This is a genomic window from Bacillus sp. K7 (assembly GCF_053903245.1).
Genome location: NZ_CP096406.1, coordinates 1,964,782 through 1,987,248 on the forward strand (window position 1 = coordinate 1,964,782; position 22,467 = coordinate 1,987,248).

Consider the following 22,467-nt stretch of genomic DNA (forward strand, 5'->3'; position numbering starts at 1 on the left):
CCCATTCAATCAAATTTACAGAATCTTAAAAGCTATAAACAGAATCGATACAATGATCCATCAATCTTTACCTTCAAGTTAACCTGCAGAGCTCATTTCGTTTTTTGATTTTCATGGATCCAACCTGTACACTATTTAAAAATACAAAAAAGGATGATTGATATGTGCGGCCGGTTTACTTTGTTCTCTGCATTTGATGATATTATTGACCAGTTTGACAGCGATCAATTTTTCCGTAAAGCCGAATACCGTCTAAGCTATAATATTGCACCTTCACAAAACATCTTGGCAATGATCAATGATGGATCAAATCAGCGCTTAGGCAAGCTTAGATGGGGTCTTATCCCTCCGTGGGCAAAGGATGAAAAGGTCGGTTATAAAATGATCAATGCTCGGGCTGAAACATTAACTGAGAAGCCGGCGTTTCGAAAACCGCTTGTCAGCAAACGCTGTATGATTCCGGCGGACAGTTTTTATGAATGGAAACGGCTTGATCCCAAAACCAAAATTCCGATCCGGATCAAATTGAAATCATCCGCTCTTTTTGCGTTTGCCGGGTTATATGAAGTGTGGAAAACACCTCAAGGGACTCCTCTTGGCACCTGCACAATCATAACAACTACACCTAATGAGTTCATGAAAGATATACACGACCGAATGCCGGTTATACTGACACATGGGGATGAAAAAGAGTGGCTGAATCCTTCACATACAGAACCTGCTCATCTGCAACCTTACTGAAGCCCTACGATGCTGATGACATGGAAGCATACCAGGTTTCGTCATTAGTAAACTCACCTAAAAACAATTCACCTGAGCTTCTTGATGCACAGAATGGAGGGTAGTCGGCTTACATATTATGTGAACAAGCTTTATTTTCTTAGTGCCTACCCACTAATTCAGTGTGAAACTTTAGTACAAAGATCAATTAGTTAATTCAGATGAATTAACACAATAATATTATTATGTAAACTGTTAATAAGCAATGTAGATCCCTTTAGACAATAGGGTTTACATTGCTTATTAAAACTAAGTCCTTTGCAGAAAAGCAAAGTGTTTTGTAACAACTGGATTGAATTCAATCCTTAAACCATGAATGGGCTTTGAATCAGTCGCCTCCAGTGAAGACATTCAGTCAACTTTTGGCTCTCTTTTAATACATGTTTTCTTATATAATTTTATATCCTCTGTTTGTTTTTTGCCGCCTGTCTTCCACTCTACTTTAACTAATAGATCATGTCCTATTACTTCCTCTTCAGGCATAAAGTCAAAGATAGCGATGTGGTCTGGCATTTGACCTCCCTCTGGCATTTCTTCACCTGTATACTCTGATAAATCATAATCTTCCCTGTCATCATACTTTTTGCCATCTATGTACAAGGTGATTTTTGAAACAACAGTCCTTTTTTCATCCTTCTTACTCCCCTGCCAATACAAATTTAGAAAGTAATTTGGTCCAATTGAGTTTTTGTCTGATTTTTCAATGTTGGAAAACCATAATCCGCTTTTTCCGCTGCCCTCATATTTCACTTTGTTCCCTGACATTATGACAAAGATTGATACGGTGAAGATCACCACAAATACAGCAATTATCAATAGCCATTTTTTCATGTTGTTCTTTTTTCTCATGTTTTTCCTCACTTCCCTTATTCTTTTAGTAGAGAAATGAGATCAAAATGTTACTAAAATGGCAATTTTCCTCTTCGTATCTCTTAGGAAAGTTGAATTGCACTTTTCTTTGGATGATAAACAATTCGTAAGATGGAAAAATAAAACAATTATATTATTATGATTTAAATGCAGTACTCTACATTTCTTTGTTCGAAGCACCATTTGCTACGGCGCATAAAAATATATAACAAGTAAAAGGGGAATGAAAATTGGTGAAAAAGTTATATTTATGTTTAATTTGCGGATTTAAAGGATTAGTTCAAAATCCTCTGTATAAAGGCGAGTATCAAAAAACGTTTGACATTTGTCCATGTTGTGATTTTGAGTTTGGCTACAGTGAGGATCATGATGTGAGATTAGGCTATATTGTAACGCCAGATTATTTAATTGAGGCTGCATTTCAATTGTATCGCAAACAGTGGATTGAATCCGGGATGAAAATTTCTCACCCTGAAGTTATTCCAGATGAATTCAAAAATGGTGATTGCTTAAAATTTGACGTTTTGTGAAACAATTGAAAAGCCTAAATCTCGACATAGAAAATTTTGAAATCAATGGCTTTCATGATTAACTGGTGCTATTGAAGGCATGCCAGTCTGCTCTGTACAACTTCAAACCAAAACGCGCAGAAAGTGATTCAACTGCTGTTTATTTCTTACTTTCTCTATTGGTATTCAATAAAGACTTTGTGATTATCAACAAACATTTCACTTCCATCGGATAAATGTATCCAAAATGCTTCCTCTGGTTCTTCTCTGTAGTCAAAGATGGCAGTAACTTTGACGTTCGACTCTTCTTTGATTGGTTTTCCGACTGTGATTTTCGTTTTTTCCTCAGGCAAAGTAATGGATCTAATCATCAAATCATCCCATCTTTTTTTGTTACTCTCTCCTTTCTTCCTCAACAGAAGCTTCATCCTGATTAATATTCTCTCTATATAAAGTTGAAAACACTATTTCATTGGCTGGCAAATGTTAAAACAAGCTGCTTATACGCCTAATGTCCGCCGTCTTCAGTGAATGTAAAGCTCTGTTTTAAATGGCGCCCTTCCTGCCCTTTTTGCGTCCAAATAATCACCACTTCTAATTCAGAAGCCTTATTTGCCAGCATAAAATGATTAAACCTCAACGGCGAGCCGTCGTTTAAACTTTGAGCTAACGTTTTAGCCTCTTCTATTTGATTTATACCATTTTCATTAGGGCATCCAAAAAGCGAAAACCTTGTGATTGAGTCAGGATCATTTCGATACAATTGCACATCCACCGTAGCCGCTTCCTTCCCTATGTTTTTGACTTCCAAGGAATATACATGATATACCCCTTTCTTAGGACGCGCTAATCCCTTTACATTTTTTGCTTCTCTTACTTGTACTGACCACTGTTCTGTTTTTTGTGTAATGGGTAACACAGAAAAAGTCAGGGCGTATGTTTTTGGTTGAGCAAAATGAAATGAAAATAATAAAACACATAAGAAAAATAATACGTTCTTCACTTCATTTATCCCTTCTTTCTTTTTTAGTTGGTTCTCCAATAAAGGCATCCAATTGCCGCTCAACATTTATTTCTTTCGGTATTTGAGATGGTGCATTAGGAACGTTTCTCAGTTTGTTATTGATCATATCAGAAGAGTAAAGCGTAACAACCATACTTCCCCCACGCCGTTTGGCCCGAATGAGTATTGGCTGGTTATATTGGTTTTGAAAGAGAAAGTCAGGACCTCCCCAGCTTACTGTCGCATCGCGTCCAGGCGGAACATATGGCACGCTTCTTGTATGAGAATAACGCTGAACGATTCGCAGTCCCGCGCGATCGACTGCATTATATAGTGTTGATGATACCTGGCAAATCCCTCCGCCTACACCTTCAGACAACTCACCTTTAACAATAATGGGTGCACTTTTATATCCTTTATCTCTAGTCCTCATCCCAACAACTTGATTAAACGAAAACGTTTCATTAGGGAAGACAACATGATTGTCAATCGCTCTTGCAGAAAGGGAAATATTGTGTGAGCGGCTTTTATTATTCGCATTAAAATACGTTACGTAATGGCCAAGCTGATGTGTACTGATGTGAGCAAGTAGTTCACTGTCAACTTTTGGATAAATGTTTATTTCCGGCACTTCTACCTTGGAGGGGCCTTGGCCATAGAAAAACGCATAAAACGTTTCCCTAAACGCCTGTTGATAAAGTCTGTACCCAACCCTGCCCGGGACGATGCTTCCCTGATCGTTAAGCACAGCGTTTATCGGCTCACGATAAATGTGCTTATTGAGCTGTTTGATGAATTCACGGTACTTTTCATGGTCAATTATCGGGGTACCGGGAAGAGGCAATGTAAAGCTATCACGGGTAACAGTAGCTATCGTACGCCCTTGCTGTGTCACCGATAAGCTGTCAGTCGGCTCGCTTGGTTGAGCCAATAATAAAAGACCCGTGATCCACATTTGTTTCATAAGCCGGTTTACCTCCTGATCATTAGTATGAACACCAGCTTATCCTTTGATGTATTTCTTCCTATCGTTGTTACACTATTTTTCAGCCATAATAAATTCCTAAAAGGAAATCCATATCTTTTATTGTTCTCCGAGCTGCCTGAAGCACACAGTGTCATTCGTTGCTTATAATCGACTTTTGGCTTATCTTAAATGAAAAATCTCCATATAACGATAATTAGATAATCAATTTCAATACTTTTTTATTGTAAAACGATAAATATCGTGTTACATTCAGGATGACAACAAATCGGTGAGGTGCTTTTTATGAATCGAGTCTCAACACTTTTTTTAAAAATTGCTGTTATTCTTATTGGCATTCCAATTCTTGCTTTGTGCATGTTTGTGGTGCCTAAGATAGCCAATTATGCAGCAGAATTATTACCAAATATGGCTTATATAAAATATCTTGTTTTCGTCTTTTTGTATGTAGCGGCGATACCTTTTTACTTTGCTCTTTATCAAGCGTTCAAACTTTTAAGCAATATTGACCAGAACAAAGCTTTCTCTCACATTTCTGTAAGAGCTCTAAAAAATATTACATACTGTGCGGTCACTATCAGTCTCTTGTTTGCGGCAAGCATGCCATTTTTTTATCTGATCGCCGAGATAGACGATGCCCCGGGTATCATAGTCATCGGCTTGGTCATTATTTTTGCTTCAATGGTGATCGCGGTCTTTGCTGCTGTTCTTCAAAAACTGTTAAAAGAAGCGATTGATATAAAATCAGAAAATGATTTAACGGTCTGAGGTGATAAACATGGCGATTATTATCAATATTGATGTGATGCTTGCTAAAAGGAAAATGAGCGTAACAGAACTTTCGGAGAGAGTCGGCATCACGATGGCTAATCTCTCCATCTTGAAAAACGGTAAAGCGAAGGCCATTCGATTATCAACCTTAGAAGCAATTTGTAAGGCTTTAGAATGCCAGCCCGGAGATATTTTGGAATATCGAAGCGAGGAAGACACATAAAAAGAACGCTTTTTCATAAAAAAATAAAGTGATGTGGTGGTGATCCTATGGATGCAACCTTATGTCCATTTAGCGTCTATTTTAAGCGTGCCCTACAGATATCCAGAAAAAACCTTAGGGGGAATCACACATCATGAGAGCCTTCAAACAACTCGTTCGTTTTGGTTGGGAACAGGCTCTTTCATGTTTGTTTCCTGTCGTCATTTTTGCCTCTTTGGCTGTTACACAAATCATCCCGCTTCCCTTCTTGCCAAGGTATGACTGGCTGCTTATTATCTGTGTTCTCATGCAGGGGCTGATGGTGCGTTCCGGGCTTGAAACAAGAGATGAATTAAAAGTGATCACTTTGTTCCACCTTATTGGGCTTGCTCTTGAACTTTTCAAAGTCCATATGGGCTCATGGTCTTATCCAGAAGAAGGATATTCCAAAATATTCGGGGTGCCTTTATATAGCGGCTTCATGTACGCAAGTGTAGCCAGCTATCTCTGTCAGGCGTGGAGAAGGCTTAAGGTTGAATTGGTGAAGTGGCCGCCGTTTTTTGCAGTTGTCCCGCTTGCCGCTGCGATTTATTTGAATTTTTTTACCCATCATTATTCGATTGACATTCGCTGGTGGTTATCTGGACTTGTCATCATTGTCTTTTGGCAAACTTGGGTCAAATACGAGGTGAATGGAACTCATTACCGTATGCCGCTTGCACTCTCTTTTGTGCTTATCGGATTTTTTATATGGATAGCGGAAAATATCGCAACGTTTTTTGGGGCTTGGACATATCCAAACCAAAGCGAGGCATGGAGTCTTGTTCACTTAGGAAAGGTGAGTTCATGGCTTTTGTTAGTGATTGTTAGCTTTCTTATCGTAGCGACGCTAAAACAAGTTAAGGAACGGACTCCTCCAAAGGACGTCCTTTCTCCTAACATGCAAAGGACCCAATAAAAACAAAAAGCAACGTTCAAATCGTTGCTTTTTTCCAATGTACTCTTCTAGTATGATGTTAAAAATCCTTATAAACCGATTGAAAGAAAAATATTAAAATAATGATGGCAGATACAACAACAATCTTTCTTTTTCTCGTTCTGTCTTCTTCCTTATTTGATCCCTATATTTTCTTTGAATGTCATCTTTTTTATGATCCATGTTACTCGACCCCTTTCAAAGTAAAGTCAAGCAATACTGACTGATTCTCTCTTCATGCCTTTGTGTCGATTTAACCGCTTGCTCATCATGAACAAATGGCTTTTATAGCCTGTTTTCTTTTTCAGTCTTGTCAGTAAAATAAGAAAAGTACATGAAACTGACGAACCCAGCAACTCCTATGATTGTAAATATGATATAAGCCCAAGCAGGTAAATCCATACATTTCCCCTCCTCATTTTTCTTCATTTATTTTTAAGAAAGGTAATTCACATCACTGTTTTTCATGTTATGTAGTTTGATGTCTTTATTTACCCCTCGCGCATACGGGAGAATAAAATCCACAATAGGTGTCCATATCAAAAGGAAAATCAAAGTCCAACAGCACTCTTCATATGATGATGTCGCATGTATTCTCTATCCAAAAAACAGTTTATTCAGAGCTGCTCATTCGTGTTTTCTTCTTTTACATTCTCGTTTAACTTGAAGCCAATCAAGATATTGATAACCGCAGCTGGAATATATAAAATTCCTGCACCTATTATTCCTAACGAAGTACTTACATTAACGATAAATGACTGGACTTCTACATTTCTCGACTTTAGACTTAGTAACATAAGAATTCCTGCGACAATCCCAATGAACCGAGAAATACCCGAAAGGAAAAAATCGGTTAGTATTCCAAAAAATTGTCCTATGGCTGATAACAGGATTCCTTGAATGCTAGAAATCACGACTAGTTTTTTTATACCCTGTCCCCCCCTTTTCATTGCCACAATTGAATTTCCCTTACTTCAATGTCACTTGTTAAAATGCTCTGAAAGAAATGATGAACGCTTGCGTGTGAAAAACAGCATTTTTCATTACATTTGTTAACATGCTTCTTTTATCTTACTCCCTTAGTCTCTCCAAGGACAGCGCATAACGTGTTAAGCTTTTAAATAAAAAAACTTTTTCAAGGAGGGATTCTTTGCTTAAAGCTTCAAAGTTGTTCATTTCATGTGTAGCTTTAATACTGTGCGTGTATTCATTATATAACCAAAGTGATTTCCTTTTAACCTCTCTCCAAGTGCTAGTTGCACTTCTGTTTGTTTTAATGGGCGTGGAGGCCCTTTTAAAGAAACAAACGAGGTCCGCGTATATCATGTTCGGATCAGCGGCTTTTATACTTGTTGTAAACGCAGTTAAATACATGATCTAGCTTAATTGTTCTAATTCCACTAAAATCTCAATCACAAGTAAGTGGTGAAAGCGTAAAAACAATGATGTCAATAGTGTAACCTGATTGCCATAAAATCGGAATAAAACAAACATATACAGACCAAAGTTCAGACCGTATGAAATACTCGAAAATGCAAGAGAATGAACATAACTTTTCAACTTCTTTTGATAGAGGCTCAAGTGAGCAGCTCCGCATTTTCAAATCATGGGTTACGTTGTTATGTTCCGCTCAGGTAAACTCATCGTAATGCAAAATTATGCTGGTATTTATTTGTTTTTATCTTTCGGAAACGGTATTATCATAGGAATGAATAACGCCCATAACGGAAGTGCGCTCTTGGTAACGATAATACCTACTGAAGCAGCCAAAGCAGTCGATATCCATATGACTGCATAAGTCGTGGTTGGTTTCAATGTAATCCCCCTGATTTTATTTCTCGAAGCGTGCAAGAGACTTCCAATACTTGTCACATCAGTATACCATTTTCACTTTGAGTGATCGATAGATTATAACCTTTTTGAAAAACTAGCAATTTATGCAGTTCAATGTGCAGATATGATCCACCCATTTTAATCAAAATCATTTGAAGCTACATGATTGGTAAGTGATGCATGTATTTCATAGATAGAATGATGATTCCGACAATTATGACGAACCTCCTCTTTATTTTTTCATGATCGTTTTATACTTCATTAATATGAAATATGACATATCCGACAACTTCAGCTACAAGAAGATATATCATGTACCTCGCATAAATAAATACATCTTCATCCGCATTTTTTTGTTTTTTGAACACCCATGCGAATAAACCTAATATAGTTAACACTGAGAAGATTTCAACAATTATTAAAATAGACATCTTTGCTCCTTTCCATTTACCTCGACACTTTCCATTTGTGTATAAACCAGTCGTTAAACATCATGCCCGATTCTCTTCTTCTTACGTCTCCACCTTGCTATTACTGCTGGCATTAATAGTAGAGTACCAACAAAAAGCAACATAAAAAAGATCACAAACAGCGTTCCTGTACCCGGCACGATTTCTTCATAGGTAATAAAGCGTTTATCCCCCTGCACGACGAAAAAACGAGAATTTTCGAGAAAAGCCAGATGAAAGGCGATAGATGTCCATAAGCTTCCTGTTACAATACGCAGAAGTTGAAGAATGAAACCAAAAGATAACAATAAAACGATGTAACCTAATGTGATAGCTGGTGATTCGATTCCTGCTATATACTGCAAACCACATACAGCTATTGGTGCAAGCACAAATAGGATCGGCTGCAGAAGTAAGGCTATAAAACAGTTAAATCGCCCGTTTAGAGCATTGTACATCGTCCCGCGAAATGTTAATTCCTCTGGAAAAGCTTCATAAAAGAATGCGATGATCATATTTAAGAGCAATACTGTAACCAAATGTCCGGAGAAGTGAAATTGTGTAATGGTTATCAAGCCTAATAAATGGGCGATAGTAAACCCAGTTCCAGAAAGAAAAATCACATACAGTGCTCCCATAATGGCTTTCGGAATGGCTTGCCGCCAGCCAGACAATCCGATAGAGCAGAATGGTCTACTGGACGTCCGCTTAAGAAGAATATAAAGCAGCGGGACAGTAATGAACGTCACTAAGCCTGCCTGAATACCTTGCTGCAAGAGCTTGGAAGCTCCTGCTTGGCGTGCCATTGAACCGATAAAAGTAGCAAAAAACAACGCAAAAACGAACGTTCCCCAGCTGAAAAAAATAGCCCCCAGCCATTTAAGATGATTGGTTTGTTTTCCGTTTTGAATTTGATGAAATTGCATTTTCATCCCCCTTTCACAGCATGTACAGCGTCAAACAAGAAAGCTAAATAAGCGTCGATCATAGCTTTCTTATTACAATACGTTCCAAATGCTGTTATTGTTTCAAATTTTTGAATCACCCTGCTTGCATTGTATCGCTTTCTTTCATCATAAAAAAATGCCCCATCATTTCTGGGGCATGGCACTGATTCTATCAATTTATTGTATTCATTAGCTCGAAGAAGTATTCAGGTTTTTGGGTCTTGTTTAACTCATACCATGAATGCAATGTTTCTGGTGCACACACATCTAATGTTTTCAGTACTTCCATCGCAAATTCAAGGGGAGCAATTCCTGATGCGGTTACCAAATTCTCATCAGATACTGCAGGTCCCATCTCATAAAATGTTTCTCCTTTATAGTGAGGACAGACCATTTTCAAGTAGGCTAAGTCATTGCTTGTGTGCATTCTGGAATCTAAGTATCCATAATGCGCGAGGCCCTCGGTTGCACCACAAATCGCAGCAACAATCGTGCCAAGCTTTAAAGCTTCGCCAACTTTTTTCAAGATCGGTTGATGAATATTTTCTCCCCAAGTATTCCCTCCGGGTAAAATCAGAAGATCTTTACTCTCAAGCTTAACTCATTAAGGGTAATATCTGGTTTTATGCTTAGCCCTCCCATCGTCTTTATCATTTGTTTATAAGCTCCTACTGTAACTACTTTTATAGGTGCTACATCTTTTTTTAAATATCTCCCTGAGTTTAGTTCAGCAATTAAATAGCCATATTCCCAGTCTGACATGGTATGAAATACATAAAGATACACTTTTTTTGTTTGCATTGATTACGCTCCCATTAGGATGGCTTCACGCCATGCTTTTAATTAGGAACACTGATAAAATCTCATGCCAGCTGCACTATGATATTTACCATAATCACCTTTAAAATGGGTGTTTATCTATTTTTCTTCCCTTTCCCCTCATGGCCCTATTCACTTACTATATGAAAAATCAAAAAACGAGATGAATGAAAGGGTTTAGTTTAAACTTTCATTGGAAATATATCGATTTTGCTCCTATTTTTGTGTTATTAATAGAAGGTGAATACATCATTAATTGAATGAGGAGGTCGATTCATTTGAAAAATAAAGCGCCATTAAAACTTGGAATCTGTATTGGACTTTTATGTTTAAGCCTTACTGGTTTCAAACCCTTTGATGCATCAACGCATGCTGAAGCAACAGCCATAGGAGACACAAAAGTGACAAGCTGTATAACGGATGAAAAATTTGTTCAACTTGAGAAGAAATTTGATGCGAAACTGGGCGTTTATGCAATTGACACAGGTACAAACAAGACGATTTCCTATCGGCCCAATGAACGATTTGCATACGCATCAACCTATAAAGTTCTCGCCGCAGCTGCTGTCCTGAAGAAAAACGCAATTGAAAAACTTAATGAAGTCATTCACTACAGCAAAGACGATCTTGTTACGTATTCTCCAATCACAGAAAAACACGTGGATACAGGGATGAGCTTGAAGGAAATCGCTGAGGCTGCTATCCGTTACAGCGACAATACTGCTGGGAACATATTGCTGCAACAGCTTGGCGGCCCTAAAGGTTTCGAAAAATCACTGAAACAGATTGGGGATCATGTAACCAAGGCAAATCGTTTCGAGACGGATCTAAACTCTGCCATTCCTAGGGATATTCGGGACACAAGCACCGCCAAAGCACTAGCAACAGACCTTAAAGCTTTCACTGTTGACAACAACCTTACACCTGACAAGCGCACGATCTTAACTGACTGGATGCGGGGGAACGTTACTGGTGACGAACTGATTCGGGCGGGTGCTCCTATAGGATGGGAAGTCGGCGATAAGTCTGGAGCCGGAAGTTATGGAACACGAAATGACATTGCTATCGTTTGGCCGCCTCATAGAGCTCCTATTGTTGTGGCAATCTTATCAAACCGGTTTACGGAAGATGCTAATTATGATAATGCTCTTATCGCTGAGGCTGCAAAAGTCGTTCTTAACAATTTCAAATCATGATATAAATCAAGATTGTCAGTGAAACACATGATTGATCCACCTTATAGCTTTCTCATTTTTTTAATACCACACCGTTCTTCTTTTTCATGAACGGTGTATTTCATTTTTTTAGCGTTTATCCCTGATTTCAGTAAACATCGTCATTACTTAGTTTAGCTAAGCCAGCATCTGAAAAAAAGCAAATTGTTTAATTTCTAATGTGAAAGGCGGAGAGGAAAAATGAATCAAATTGATTTTTATGATAAGGTTGGAAAAGTAAACGGCTGGAATTTCAGTGAATTAAAGTGTGAATCTGAAGGGGTTAAGTGGAATTTTCACGAAGAAGTACAAGCAAGATGTAATCACTCAGATATACTTTTGGATATAGGTACTGGCGGAGGGGAAAACGCATTAAAAATTGCATCTTCATTATGTCTCTTAATTGGAATAGACCTTTCTCGCGGGATGGTGGAAACGGCAAAATCCAACCTTAACCATTCGGGTCTCTCAAACGTTCGATTTCTCCAAATGTCCTCTGAAAATTTACAATTCCCTGCTGAATTCTTTGATTTGGTGTCAAATCAACATGCCCCGTTCAACCCTAAAGAAGTTGCTAACGTATTGAAAAAGGGCGGGACGTTTTTAACACAACAAGTTAGTGAAGGTGACAAACTGAATGTAAAAAAAGCATTCGGTCGAGGGCAGTCATTTGCAGAAAAAGATGGGACATTAAAAGAGCGATATATCCAAGAACTAAAAGATGCTGGATTTTCAGATATCCAAGTACATGATTATGACGCTATTGAATATTATCAGAGACCCGAAGACCTAATTTTCCTGCTCCAACATACTCCTATCATCCCTAATTTTGGTCAGGAACGGAGTGACCTTCATATTTTGAACAACTTCATTGAAACCAATCAAACTGAAAAAGGAATTTGCACAAATGCTAAAAGATTCATGATTGCAGCCCATTTATAATTTCTTTTCATGTGCGTTTCTGTATAAACAGGGACGCTTTTTTATTATTCAAACGTAATGGATACTAGAATCATATAAGTCATCCAACCGGAAAGCGCTCAAATTGTTTGCTAGCGATTTAAGGACGTATTCCTCCCTTCTCCCCTAAAGGATTTAGCTTGGTCACAGATTAAATCAGAAGGCATTCAGTAATACCTAGTGGAAGCTTCTTGGTTAATACATAGATGTTCTCAGCGCAGCTCGTTGGATCTAATGAAAAACACGATTTTAAATACGTGCAGAAAGTTCGTTACCACAAATGCAAAGCAAGAAACGAAAGCGCCCATGCAAATATGCCGAACATGACAAAGAACCTAAGAAAAGTTTCATATTTTGTAAGCTTTCGTTCTCTTTTTGTTGTACCTAATCTCCAATAAAGGGCGTAGCCGGAGAATAATAAAATTAATTGTCCCAGTTGTGACACGGACTCAAAAAATTCTATCCCATTCATTGCTTTCACCTCTTACTTTATTATCGCAGACGGAAAAACCGTTTCCAACAGTTATGAAAATTAAGCAATTGGTCTACTCTAATGGTATAAAAAATGATGTTTCCTTTTTCCAGCAGAACGATAAGTGTAAGGCAGCAGTTTTGTTTCCCCATTAAGTCGTAAATGAACCTTCAAGATTTATCATCTTATGATTAGGGTCCTCTTGTCAGTTCTGCTCTATAAAATACAGTTCCTGCCGGTGTGTATAAAACTGCTTTAAGAATTGCTTTTGATCCGTATTTGCTTTCATCCATCACGATTCTTCTCTTTTCATTATCCACCTGAAATAATGCTGATTACCAATATTCTCAATCGTTGATAACGTGACTGAGTTACTTCGAACAGTCTTACCTAAAGAGAGCATGAAGCATCATCTCTAAGTAATGGAGATATTTGTGGAAAGACTAAGAGTCTTCGGTCGTAGAGCAAAATAATATATTATTTCCTCTTTCTAGTTTCTAAAAATAAAGGGACGATCTTAAAAAGTATCTCATCCCTTTATTTTTCATTAATCCAATAAGGCCTGTGCTGTCTGTTCGTCTGTCACCAATACATGGACTAACTTGCCTTCCAATGCTGCTTTTATTGCTTGCACTTTTTCTAATCCGCAAGCCACTCCAATAACAAGTGGAATCTCCCTTAATTGATCTAATTCCAACGCAATCACTCTTTCATTCCATGAACTAAGAGATGATCGGCCATTTTCATCGATGAAATTATAACAAATGTCTCCGACGACATCTGTATGATCAAAATACTCCTGATGTTCCTGACCTAGATAAGACTTCACCATAGTCGAATGTTCAGGAGTTCCCCCGATTCCTACAATCGCTATATGAGATTTGGCAGATTGATTAAAAATGTCTTGTATCGAAGTTTGTCTCATAAATATGTCTTTTGCTTCTTTAGAATCTACCATTACGGGTGCATGAAGAAGCTTATAGTGAGCTTGTAGACTTTCTGCGAGCTTAGCTACTATATGATTGGCATGTATATCTACTCGTTCGTTTCCCATTCCCCCAACTAAAGGAACAAATGTAACGGAAGGATAGGGCTGGCTAGAGGTCATCGCCTTTGCTACTTCATACAAAGTGGTTCCTGCGGAGACCCCTATCGTTTGCCCGTCTCTCATCACTCGCAACAAGTATTTACAAGCTGCAGATCCCAACCTGCTTTTCGAGGATTCGCCTCCCAGATTGGGAATGCATACGACTTCACGCAATCCATATAGACGTTCCACTTTTCCTTCGAGTTTTCTATAAGGATGAATCATGTCATCATGAATAATAATTTCAACAATTCCCAAATCTCTTGCTTTTGCAAGATATTTTGAAATTAGAGAACGACTTACACCTATTTCATCTGCAATCTGCGATTGATTACGTCCTTCCTCGTAGTACATATGAGCTATTTTAACAAACAATCTATTATCTTCAGGTAAGTTCACATTCGTAACTCCTTTTTCTTTATTATTTAAATTCAATGATACTGCCATTTTTAACTTTCGGAAGCACGTACGGGCTGACAAACACAGCACCAGGAAGAACGTCTCCGTTAGGCTCGTTGAAGTAGATAGAAATATGGCCAAGTTCCTTTAAATTGTTATTGGCTGCGGATCCTACAGCAGTAATACTGAATTCTTGATCATCTACTTTTAGAGTATGCCCTTCTTTAATTGGGTTTTCTGATTGATCTTCATCAACCTCATGAATGACAGCCACGTCTCTTAACCCCTCTGGTGTTTGAGGCCCAAATAAAATCATTATCTTTTCTTCCTCAAATGATAAAGCTAATTCCCCGATTTCTTTTACAATTGACTTATACATACCCATACCTCCATTTATCATCATTATACATTTATTAAAACATCCCAATACTTGCGACATATGCAATGATAACAGCAAGAACCCCAGTGATAAGACGACTATATAAAACTGCTGGTACACCATATTGTACCGTTTCTGCTTTCGCCTCGCCAAGTGACAAACCAACTGGTATAAAGTCCGCTCCCACTTGGGCATTAATTGCAAATAAAGCCGGCAAGGCAAATTGAGGCGGAATGTTTCCTTTAGCTATTTCAGTTCCAATTAAGACCCCTATAATTTGGGCTATAACGGAACCCGGTCCAAGCACTGGCGAAAGGAATGGTAAGGTGCAAACCAATGCCAAAATGATTAATCCCCACAAAGAACCAGCCAAAGGTGACAGGATGTGAGCCATTGCATCGCCAATACCTGTGTAGTTAATAATTCCAATGAGCATACTCACAAAAGCCATAAATGGAATGATATTTTTGATAAGCATGTCTATTGAATCTCGACCAGCTTGATAAAAGGTTCCTGTTACTTTTCCGATTCCTTTCGAAAATCTCATCAAGAAGTTATCTCTATCTTCTCGCTCTTCTTTTTTCATTTCTTCGTTCAAATTTTCCTTGTCATTTATATTAAGTTGGCTGGTTTCTGATGGATCTTCTGATTCTGATGGAATTTCTGCTTGCTCGTCAGCCAATCTGATTTCTTTCTCTGTCACACCAGAAACAAAGATATCTTCTTTAATATGTTTAGCCAGTGGGCCTGAAGGTGAAGAAGGAAGGACATCCACTGTGGGAATCCGTTTCATTGGATAAAGTCCAATTCTTGCTGTTCCCCCACAATCAATAACAACACACATCATTTCATCTTCAGAAACTGAATGTTTAAAGCCGTCTACAGCCTCTGTTCCCGATACCTGAGCGATTTTTCTTGCGACAGGGTGAATCCCTCCACCCGTAATAGAAACAACCTTCGTCTTTTTTCCTTTAGGTTCAATTCTTAGACCTGCTCCCCAGCCACCTGAGCCTTTATCCACAAAGATTGCACGTTCCTTATTCATCTTATTAGGATTTTCTTTATCACTTGTGTTGATTTGACTAGCTTCCGCTGTTTCTTCAGGTTCAGCTAACCTGATTTCTTTCTCTGTCACACCAGAAACAAAGATATCTTCTTTAATATGTTTAGCCAGTGGGCCTGAAGGTGAAGAAGGAAGGACATCCACTGTGGGAATCCGTTTCATCGGATAAAGTCCAATTCTTGCCGTACCTCCGCAATCAATAACAACACACAGCATTTCATCTTCAGGAACTGAATGTTTAAAGCCGTCTACAGCCTCTGTTCCCGATACTTGAGCGATCTTTCTTGCGACTGGGTGAATCCCTCCGCCTGTAATAGAAACAACCTTCGTCTTTTTTCCTTTAGGTTCAATTCTTAGACCTGTTCCCCAGCCACCTGAACCTTTATCCACAAAGATTGCACGCTGTTTATTCATGATCGTTCCTCCTCGAGTCATGGTGACTTCTGCTTCAATTAAGAATTCGCTTCCATTCTTTTAGATAGATATTTTGTGATAAGTTCAGTAATAACCCCGCGTAAAAGCATGATGACAATTCCTATTAGGAAATAGCGAACGGCGAGATCAGACATAGGGTAACCAGCCTCTTTTATACCATTCGCAATTCCTAAGTAGACGAAAAGCTCTCCTGCATTTGCGTAGGGGAATAAAGCTGTAACAGGATGAAAGAAAGTAACTAGTGAATCGAAAAACGCTGGTTTTTGTTTTTCTGGTAAAAACCTTCCAAAGGTATAAGCCATTGGGTTTGTTAATAATAAGATTGATAGGATAGGCATTAATGTATATCTTAATAACGTATACTTTGCTGCGAACTGAATGACCTTATTGACTCTTTCTTCTCCTATGAACTTAATCATTGCATAGGTAAATGTGAGCAGTACAACTAAAGTAGGAACGATTCCAGTCATTAAATCCATAAACTGTTTACCACCAGCATCAAACATTCCTATAAAGTGTTCGCCGAACCACTGAATCCATTCCATAGAAATCAACACTCCTTTCCATTAAAGCATAGAGATTTTTTTGCAGAGATTGATAATAAAGCATTTTCAGCAACCTTGGAAAGGGCTGTATGAAGAGCTGGTAATCGTCTATCATTTCCTTTTTGATTTGTTTTGTATTCTTGTAAAGCATCTAATACAGTTCCTATATGTTGGCCCTTATATTTACTGATTTCTTTAAACTTAGATAAGATTGAAAAACCATTGATTACATAACATTCCTGAATGATATAGTTACGATCAACGACAATCATAACAATAGCTCCAGGACGAAACTTTCTTCTTTCCGTACCAGAAAATAAATAGTATCCTTTTTTCTCTCTGTAAGCACTTACAAACGTACTCATACTCTTTCTATAATAACGAACTTGTATGAAGGTAAATACATATTGAACGACTAGCAAAAAGCAGAGAATGAAAACAAATTTCATAGGAAGTCACCCCCTTTTTAAGTCATATCTGATGAAGAAAAAGGGCGCGGACAAAACTCTTTTTTAGAAAGAGTTTTGTTGCACGCCTATGAACTTACAAAGTAGTTACAATTTTACTATCAGCCGTCACTGTCGGGAACAAACTATCTTGAAGCGATCTTAATTTCCAAACTGTTGTTGTAGGATCTAGTTCTACATCATCAGTTGTTAAGAATTGGCCTTGACGAATATCTTTTTTCGCCACAACATTTCCACTGATTAAACCAATTGGAATATGATTATTTCGCTTCAAATCTTGATGAGTTTCAAGAACCCCGCGTACAGAGTAACCTCCAATACCATCTAGTGCTTCTCCGGCTTTCATATCACGTTTTGCAACGGCAACCGTATCAGAAATTGGAGCGCCTAGTGGTTGAATAGATCCTTCATTTTGTAAAACAGCTTTGGCAATAGTAATAGGCGTTTCTAAACTAGCTAAATGATATGGCCGATATAAAATGTGATGGTCTCTTTCACCTTTTTTCAATAAGTAATCCAACTCATGCGCTACAGCATCATTTTGCCCTTTTACAATTACGAATACTCCAGGTGCAAGCCCGTCTACATAATCAACTACCCCAAAATGATTTAATACCCCGCCATTTTCTTTAAGGTCTAAATCTTTAATAACTGAATCTAGATCTCCAGTAATTCCATGCATCCCAACTACATCTGGTACAAATCCAATAGCATTAGACAATAAATTCATTTCAGCCATTGTCTTAGTACCATCCTGGAAAGCGGCAAGCATATGAGAAGCCATTTTCTTCTTATTTGCTTCTTCTTGTGCAGTGCCAGGGTTTGCTGTGACATTTAATTTATTATTTTTCCCTTTGCCAGCAACTAGAACTTCCATCCCCATCGTTTTGGCAAATTCAAATAATTCAAGTATTGCTGCCGGCTCATCCCCAGCAGAACCACTGTAAACTAGACCAGCATTACTAAACATTTGATGCATCACTGAGCCGATCGTAATATCCACTTCTACATTCAATAAGACAAGATGCTTTTTAGATCTTAAGGCTTCTAGTGAAATGTTGGCTCCTACTTCTGGGACTCCTGTTGCATCAACGATAACTTCTACATTGGCAGATTGAATCACTTCACGAAAATCATTAGTTACCATAATGGATTCTTTTCTGGATGCTTGTGAATTATAGTAATTTGCAGCTCTTTCTGCTGCCTCAATATTTATATCACTGATTCCAGTTACGCTCATACCAGGAATATGAGAGATTTGACCGATCATGCCAAATCCCATTTGTCCAGCACCGACGACTCCTACTTTAATCGGTTCGTTTGCACGTTCTCTTTCTAAAAGTTGTTGATAAATTGACATATAGCACATCCCCTTTGTGAAAATTCATAAAATTTAATTCATTAAACGCTTACATTCACATATAAAACAGCAGTATGCCTTATATGAACAATTAACATTGGTCACACACCATATCAAACAAATAATTTTTGTAACATTTGTTACGACATTTAACATTTGTTAATTGTTATGGGTTTATTGTAGAATGTTATGAAAAGGCTGTCAATAAAAAATGTTAAAAAATGAAGAGGATAAGAAAGGTCGTATGTAACAAAATGACTAGAACCGATTATTATTACAATGATGACGCACCAAAACCAATAAAGATTGTTCCTGCTGTCTCAGCTGTCGTTCTTCATAAGGAAAGAAACATTTTACTTCAAGAACGTGTTGATAACGGAAAATGGTTTTTACCCGGGGGCAATGTGGAACCGGGAGAAACAGTGGAAGATGCCATAAAAAGAGAGGTTAAGGAGGAAACTGGCTTAGATATAGCGGTAAAACATCTGGTTGGGGTATACAGTGATCCCAATCATGTTATCGCATATCAAGATGGAGAAGTTCGCCAACAGTTTTCCCTTTGCTTTTTATGTCAAAAGACAGGCGGGAAATTAGCAACCAGTAATGAATCTAAAAAAGTAGAATTTATTTCGATAAGCGAGCTAGGTAATTTGAATATTCATACTACCCAGAGTATAAGAATTCAGGATGCTCTCCGTGGATACAGTAAAGCCTTTATACGATAGCTCAAGCCAAAAAGGAGAAAATCTTGTTGATAGGTAAGAAGGACTTCGAAGTTTTACATTTCCTTAAGGGTTGCTTTGTTCACCTAAGATATTTTTCAATATATTCACAGCACAACATATTGTTTTTAAACGAGAATATATGTCCGTTTGGCATTCCTAACACAAAAGTTGTGAACAGAACGTGATAAACGCCCTTTTCACTGAATATAATGTCATATATTCATAAAAGAGGTGCTTCTAAAAAGTGACTTCTCTAACAAATGAAGACATGGTGAAGATCATTAGAAACGGACTTAACGCATCACATCATCCAAAGCATATTATTGTTGTGGGAGCTGGATTGGCCGGGCTGGTATCAGCATCTTTGCTGAAAAATGCCGGACACAGAGTAACGATTCTTGAAGCGAGCGGCAGAGCAGGCGGCCGTGTCCGCACGTTGAGATCTCCCTTTAGTGATGGTTTGTACTTTAATGTTGGCCCGATGCGCATTCCGAATATCCATATGTTAACCTTAGAATATATTAAAAAATTCAGGCTGCCGACAAATGTATTTATCAACAAAAGCCCAATGGACATCATTTATACAAATGGGATCAAAACACGTCTCCATCTTTTTGAACGACATCCTCAGATCTTAAGATACCCCGTTGCACGAAACGAACAAGGAAAAACCGCTGAAGAGCTGTTGCTTTCTGTATTACAGCCTATTCTGCATTTTATTTATCAAAATCCTGCGAGAAATTGGCTGATTGTTGAAAAACAATACAAAAATGACTCGTTAAGCTCGTTTTTAAGCACTTATTTTTCATATGGTGCGATCGATATGATTGGTGTCCTACTGGATATGGAAGCGTATATGGGGATGTCCCTTGTTGAGGTGTTACGGGAATCCATCCTTTTTACTTCGCCCACTCACTTCTATGAAATAACAGGCGGCATGGATCGGCTTCCTTACGCGTTTCTTCCTCAACTAAAAACAAATATTCTATACCATCAAAAAATGATGAAAGTGTCTCAAAATGCGACTAGTGTTACGATCCATTGTCGGCACCAACAAACAGCAGAACATGTAACGTTCACAGCTGATCTCGCTATTATCACCATTCCTTTTTCAACATTGCGATTTGTGAAAGTCGAACCATACCATTCATTTTCCTACTATAAACGAAGGGCTATTCGTGAACTGAACTATATGAGCGCAACAAAAATCGGCTTAGAGTTTAAAAGCCGATTTTGGGAAAAAGCCGGACAGCGCGGTGGCAAATCGATTACTGATCTTCCGATTCGTTTTTCGTATTATCCAAGCACTGGTATTGGAGAAAATGGACATGCTGTTGTTCTGGCGAGTTATACGTGGGCGGACGAGGCACTGATGTGGGACAGTCTTTCAGAAGGAGAGCGTATTCAGTATTCGTTACTGAATTTATCTGAAATATATGGCGATATTGTATGGGCTGAGTTTGTGTCGGGCGCCTCTTTTAGCTGGAGTCAAAATCCTTATTCTGCGGGAGCCTTTACAGCTATGGAACCAGGTCAAGAATTAGAACTGTATCCCTATATCCCTGTCCCTGAGGGAAGAGTTCATTTCGCTGGAGAACACGTCTCACTCACTCATGCATGGATGCAAGGTGCAATTGAATCCGGGATCCGTGCCGCTTATGAGGTCAATCGTTTATCTTAGATCTTGCTCTGTGCTAAATCTTGTTGTCTATAACAAAGAAATCCTTACATTCATTCACCCGCCATGCTATTTCATATAGCGATGAGCTGATTTGTGTAAGCCGATGTACATGCCCTTTGCGGCGCACACGAATGTGGCGTGTCAAAAGAGGTACTACAAAGCCATACACAGCGCAGTTCATCGCTTTTTTTATTTGGTCAGGTTACAAGTGAGGTCACACTTTTAAAATCCATCTTATCTGCTGCTTCTACTTGCATTGTTGGAAGTGCGTGACATATGTTCTTAATGTTTGTTTAATAATCATTTACCATTGAAGTCATATATTAGGATTCCAGCAAAAAGACCGTCGCTTCTTAGTAACTCACAATAACAAATGACAAAAACTCTTAAGGAACGATCAGCAGCCCGTTAGCTACCCGTGATGACCTGTTACCACACTGTTACGTTAGAACTTCCACTACTTTGATAGCCCTCTGTCGCTAAGACTTGGTAAGACCAATTACTACCCAGATTCATTCCGTGACTCTTCCATGCGTTAACATGATTGCTGAAAGTGATTGTAGCGTTGCTTCCAGTTGGTCTCTTCGACTGGCGAACACTCCAGTACTGGGTAAAAGTAGTGTTATCGCCATCAATGGATGGAGCATTATAACGTGTAGTTGTATATATGTCATATACACCCCCATCACTGTATACCGTACCTTTATACGTTCCAGTAGGTCTATAAGTACCCCATGAATCCACTACATAATATTCTATGAGAGGTGATCGCGTCCAACCATATAAAGTCAAATATCCATTGCCTTTCGGCGCCCAAACGCCAGCGTTATAGTTTATTGTCCTAAATGGAGAACCTGTAGTCCAACCTTTACCAACAACAAAATTTCCGGTATTAGACCAATTCACACTGTAATTTCCGCCAGACCCATTGACAGCGTTTACTATTCCGCCCCCATCCGTCCAATTTTGCCAGTAGTCTGTGCTAGCTGCAGAGGCGGTTGACGAAAACAAACTAATACTCATGAAAGCTGCCGTTAATCCAACTAAGAATTTCTTTTTAAGCTTAAACATATGTTACCTCCTTTATATTTTTTCTGATTTTGCATGAGGTGGCACTCGTACATGTTTAAACCATTCTTACTTACTAAGCCGAAAGCTTTTGATCGTTCCCTTCAATATAATACCATGAATTCACGAGTGAATATGATGAGTATTTGTAATTTAATTACAAAGGACTAAATTTGCATGATAGGTGGTCTTGTTTCACTTGCTTCAATCTGGCCAAAGAAAAGAACTTAGAAGGAATCGTACTCAAGAAAGTGACTCTCTTTATGAAATTAATAAACAGTACACAGTTGGCGATAAGTAATTAATGATGAATACACCGATGTTCTTCTTACTTCTGTCTTATTCTGAAGAGACTGCTAAAATTAGATCAAGTCAAAAGCACGATAACCTCATCGTATGTTGATGCTAAAGAAAAACCAGAGTTCAAAGATCAAGCATGTGAATAGTAAAGAAACATCCCCTTTATTT

The 22,467-nt window shown here is 38.3% G+C and carries 20 protein-coding genes and 7 pseudogenes; 10 read left to right on the forward strand and 17 right to left on the reverse strand.

The annotated features are described in order from the left end of the window. Nucleotides 1–162: 162 nt before the first annotated feature. Nucleotides 163–845, forward strand: a pseudogene (locus tag M1D98_RS09835) (SOS response-associated peptidase). A gap of 286 nt (nt 846–1,131) precedes the next feature. On the opposite strand, the gene M1D98_RS09840 reads toward M1D98_RS09835, so the two are convergent. After that, nucleotides 1,132–1,629, reverse strand: a complete 498-nt coding sequence (locus M1D98_RS09840) for a DUF4944 domain-containing protein (protein ID WP_121642701.1) — start codon at nt 1,627–1,629, stop codon at nt 1,132–1,134. Between the two features lie 251 nt (nt 1,630–1,880). Between M1D98_RS09840 and M1D98_RS09845 the strand changes: the two are divergent. Continuing rightward, nucleotides 1,881–2,242, forward strand: a pseudogene (locus M1D98_RS09845) (hypothetical protein). A gap of 89 nt (nt 2,243–2,331) precedes the next feature. Here M1D98_RS09845 and M1D98_RS09850 read toward each other — a convergent pair. From M1D98_RS09850 to M1D98_RS09860, 3 genes and pseudogenes are all read right to left on the reverse strand, one after another. Continuing rightward, a pseudogene (locus tag M1D98_RS09850) lies at nt 2,332–2,530 on the reverse strand (hypothetical protein); the annotation flags it as partial. 137 nt (nt 2,531–2,667) lie between these two features. Further along, nucleotides 2,668–3,162: a hypothetical protein gene (locus M1D98_RS09855; protein ID WP_456280224.1), complete on the reverse strand. Its 495-nt coding sequence runs from the start codon at nt 3,160–3,162 to the stop codon at nt 2,668–2,670. A gap of 1 nt (nt 3,163) precedes the next feature. Then, entirely contained in the window at nt 3,164–4,126 is a 963-nt protein-coding gene (locus tag M1D98_RS09860; RefSeq protein ID WP_456279561.1) for a VanW family protein, read from the reverse strand. Between the two features lie 306 nt (nt 4,127–4,432). On the opposite strand from M1D98_RS09860, the gene M1D98_RS09865 reads away from it, so the two are divergent. The 3 genes from M1D98_RS09865 to M1D98_RS09875 all read left to right on the forward strand — a co-directional run bounded on the left by M1D98_RS09865 (nt 4,433) and on the right by M1D98_RS09875 (nt 6,078). Further along, on the forward strand, nt 4,433–4,915 hold the full coding sequence (locus M1D98_RS09865; protein WP_121642704.1) for a DUF2975 domain-containing protein: 483 nt from the start codon (nt 4,433–4,435) through the stop codon (nt 4,913–4,915). A gap of 10 nt (nt 4,916–4,925) precedes the next feature. After that, a complete protein-coding gene (locus M1D98_RS09870; protein WP_121642705.1) occupies nt 4,926–5,141 on the forward strand; it encodes a helix-turn-helix domain-containing protein in 216 nt (71 codons plus the stop codon). A 133-nt stretch (nt 5,142–5,274) separates the two neighbouring features. Continuing rightward, entirely contained in the window at nt 5,275–6,078 is an 804-nt protein-coding gene (locus tag M1D98_RS09875; protein ID WP_268559579.1) for a DUF817 domain-containing protein, read from the forward strand. 58 nt (nt 6,079–6,136) lie between these two features. On the opposite strand, the pseudogene M1D98_RS09880 reads toward M1D98_RS09875, so the two are convergent. Beyond that, nucleotides 6,137–6,279 (reverse strand): annotated as a pseudogene (locus tag M1D98_RS09880) (hypothetical protein). Between the two features lie 434 nt (nt 6,280–6,713). Then, a complete protein-coding gene (locus M1D98_RS09885; protein WP_456280225.1) occupies nt 6,714–7,046 on the reverse strand; it encodes a hypothetical protein in 333 nt (110 codons plus the stop codon). Nucleotides 7,047–7,246: 200 nt separating this feature from the next. Between M1D98_RS09885 and M1D98_RS09890 the strand changes: the two genes are divergently transcribed. Continuing rightward, a complete protein-coding gene (locus M1D98_RS09890) occupies nt 7,247–7,477 on the forward strand; it encodes a hypothetical protein (RefSeq protein ID WP_121642708.1) in 231 nt (76 codons plus the stop codon). Between the two features lie 936 nt (nt 7,478–8,413). Here the strand turns inward: M1D98_RS09890 and M1D98_RS09895 are convergent. Together M1D98_RS09895 and M1D98_RS09900 are read right to left on the reverse strand one after the other, a co-directional pair. Next, a complete protein-coding gene (locus M1D98_RS09895) occupies nt 8,414–9,304 on the reverse strand; it encodes a CPBP family glutamic-type intramembrane protease (protein ID WP_435576621.1) in 891 nt (296 codons plus the stop codon). A 193-nt stretch (nt 9,305–9,497) separates the two neighbouring features. Beyond that, nucleotides 9,498–10,126, reverse strand: a pseudogene (locus M1D98_RS09900) (type 1 glutamine amidotransferase family protein). A gap of 290 nt (nt 10,127–10,416) precedes the next feature. Here M1D98_RS09900 and bla point away from each other — a divergent pair. Both bla and M1D98_RS09910 read left to right on the forward strand, forming a co-directional pair. After that, nucleotides 10,417–11,340, forward strand: coding sequence for a class A beta-lactamase (gene bla / locus M1D98_RS09905; protein ID WP_268559593.1), 924 nt, complete (start codon nt 10,417–10,419; stop codon nt 11,338–11,340). 219 nt (nt 11,341–11,559) lie between these two features. Then, a complete protein-coding gene (locus M1D98_RS09910; RefSeq protein ID WP_268559582.1) occupies nt 11,560–12,300 on the forward strand; it encodes a class I SAM-dependent methyltransferase in 741 nt (246 codons plus the stop codon). 681 nt (nt 12,301–12,981) lie between these two features. Here the strand turns inward: M1D98_RS09910 and M1D98_RS09915 are convergent. From M1D98_RS09915 to M1D98_RS09950, 8 genes and pseudogenes are all read right to left on the reverse strand, one after another. Beyond that, nucleotides 12,982–13,181: pseudogene (locus tag M1D98_RS09915) on the reverse strand (UV damage repair protein UvrX); the annotation flags it as partial. Between the two features lie 156 nt (nt 13,182–13,337). Then, nucleotides 13,338–14,276 carry a sugar-binding transcriptional regulator gene (locus M1D98_RS09920; RefSeq protein ID WP_268559583.1) on the reverse strand — a complete coding sequence of 313 codons (939 nt, stop codon included), beginning with the start codon at nt 14,274–14,276 and terminating at the stop codon, nt 13,338–13,340. 22 nt (nt 14,277–14,298) lie between these two features. Further along, a complete protein-coding gene (locus M1D98_RS09925) occupies nt 14,299–14,655 on the reverse strand; it encodes a PTS glucitol/sorbitol transporter subunit IIA (RefSeq protein WP_268559584.1) in 357 nt (118 codons plus the stop codon). Between the two features lie 34 nt (nt 14,656–14,689). Then, the gene (gene srlE, locus M1D98_RS09930) at nt 14,690–15,700 is read right to left on the reverse strand and encodes a PTS glucitol/sorbitol transporter subunit IIB (protein WP_268559594.1); all 1,011 of its coding nucleotides are present in this window, start codon (nt 15,698–15,700) and stop codon (nt 14,690–14,692) included. A 54-nt stretch (nt 15,701–15,754) separates the two neighbouring features. Then, a pseudogene (locus M1D98_RS09935) lies at nt 15,755–16,132 on the reverse strand (PTS glucitol/sorbitol transporter subunit IIB); the annotation flags it as partial. A gap of 38 nt (nt 16,133–16,170) precedes the next feature. Continuing rightward, nucleotides 16,171–16,698 carry a PTS glucitol/sorbitol transporter subunit IIC gene (gene srlA, locus M1D98_RS09940; RefSeq protein ID WP_039074152.1) on the reverse strand — a complete coding sequence of 176 codons (528 nt, stop codon included), beginning with the start codon at nt 16,696–16,698 and terminating at the stop codon, nt 16,171–16,173. Between the two features lie 5 nt (nt 16,699–16,703). Next, nucleotides 16,704–17,147: a transcriptional regulator GutM gene (locus tag M1D98_RS09945; RefSeq protein ID WP_456279562.1), complete on the reverse strand. Its 444-nt coding sequence runs from the start codon at nt 17,145–17,147 to the stop codon at nt 16,704–16,706. A 94-nt stretch (nt 17,148–17,241) separates the two neighbouring features. Next, on the reverse strand, nt 17,242–18,525 hold the full coding sequence (locus tag M1D98_RS09950; protein ID WP_039074154.1) for an NAD(P)H-dependent oxidoreductase: 1,284 nt from the start codon (nt 18,523–18,525) through the stop codon (nt 17,242–17,244). Between the two features lie 254 nt (nt 18,526–18,779). Here M1D98_RS09950 and M1D98_RS09955 point away from each other — a divergent pair, with 254 nt between their 5' ends. Both M1D98_RS09955 and M1D98_RS09960 read left to right on the forward strand, forming a co-directional pair. Next, nucleotides 18,780–19,250, forward strand: a complete 471-nt coding sequence (locus M1D98_RS09955; protein WP_268559769.1) for an NUDIX domain-containing protein — start codon at nt 18,780–18,782, stop codon at nt 19,248–19,250. A gap of 244 nt (nt 19,251–19,494) precedes the next feature. Next, nucleotides 19,495–20,931, forward strand: a complete 1,437-nt coding sequence (locus M1D98_RS09960) for a flavin monoamine oxidase family protein (RefSeq protein WP_456279563.1) — start codon at nt 19,495–19,497, stop codon at nt 20,929–20,931. A 429-nt stretch (nt 20,932–21,360) separates the two neighbouring features. Here M1D98_RS09960 and xynA read toward each other — a convergent pair whose 3' ends face one another. Then, nucleotides 21,361–22,002, reverse strand: coding sequence for an endo-1,4-beta-xylanase XynA (xynA, locus tag M1D98_RS09965; protein ID WP_010330575.1), 642 nt, complete (start codon nt 22,000–22,002; stop codon nt 21,361–21,363). Nucleotides 22,003–22,467 lie beyond the last annotated feature (465 nt).